We start from the raw sequence: 1046 nt of genomic DNA on the forward strand, positions 1-1046 counted from the left end.
TGACGCCGAGGTCGATCTGTCGCGCGTCAGCCTCCTCGATGACCTTCGTCATGGCGCCCGCTGTGGCCCGAAGATCTCCCTGCCGGTCGTCAGCCAGCACGAGCGAGAACTGGGCCCGTGTGGGCCCGCCCCTCAGCTCCGGGACGGCCCAGCCACCCGGTGCATGGACATCAGGCCAGGTGACCCGCGCAGTTCCTGGCATCTGGGCCGCTCGTCGCGCGACGTCCCCGGCGAACCGGCGCTCGACCATGGTCACGCCCGGCTCTGCGAACACGTCGAGGCTCGCCGCTCTGGTGCCGACGTGGTCGTAGAACCACCCCGGGCGGAGGTACTCCCCGCGCGCGGTCGGCACGGCGACGACGAGCAGCGCTGCGCAGAGGATCACGGCGACCGTCCGTCGACGCCGCGTGGGTGGTGTCGCACGGGGTGCGGTCTGCGGGGAAGACTCCCGGGATCGAGGGGGCACGCGCCGATTGTTGCAAGGAAGCCCGGCCCGCAGGTGCCAGGGCGGGACCACCACCGGGTTCTGCACCGGATCTACGCCACCTGGTCAGCCGCCGGTCGCGGCGCGCCTGCCACTCGCGGGGGCGAGGCGGGTGGTTCGGTCCGAGACGGGTTGCTGGGTCGCGTCCCCAGCAACCCGTCTCAGACCGAACCACCCGTCTCACGTGTGCGCTGGGCGGCACTCGGTAAAGACGTCGAAGCTCTCCCGCGGGATTCCCCTGGAATCCATGAAGGGAATCCAGTCCTCGAGGAACGCTTCCAGCTCCCGTGGGCCGTCGAGGCAGACGCTGACGGTCAGGACGTCGGCGACCGTCCGGGCCGGCGTCTGACGGTTGGTGGCGTACACGACGTTGACGCGGACGACGCGGTCGTCCTGACCTATCGACTCGAACAGGTCGACGGCGTCCTGATGGACGTCGATCGGCTCCTTCTCCAGTGCGATGCGACCGCGCTGATGAACGATCGTGACGCCGAGGTCGATCTGTCGCGCGTCAGCCTCCTCGATGACCTTCGTCATGGCGCCCGCTGTGGCCCGAAGATCT

2 protein-coding genes are annotated in these 1046 nt (G+C 69.6%); both read right to left on the reverse strand.

Going from position 1 to position 1046, the window contains the following annotated elements; all coding sequences use genetic code 11:
• Positions 1-385: hypothetical protein (locus tag H9640_RS18870; protein ID WP_191792311.1), on the reverse strand; the 385-nt coding region annotated here is incomplete at its 3' end.
• Positions 386-664: 279 nt separating this feature from the next.
• Positions 665-1046, reverse strand: a 382-nt coding sequence (locus H9640_RS18875) for a hypothetical protein (protein ID WP_225227488.1), incomplete at its 5' end; no start/stop codon positions are given.

The sequence above is a fragment of the Oerskovia gallyi genome (genome assembly GCF_014836745.1).
Taxonomy (GTDB): domain Bacteria; phylum Actinomycetota; class Actinomycetes; order Actinomycetales; family Cellulomonadaceae; genus Oerskovia; species Oerskovia paurometabola.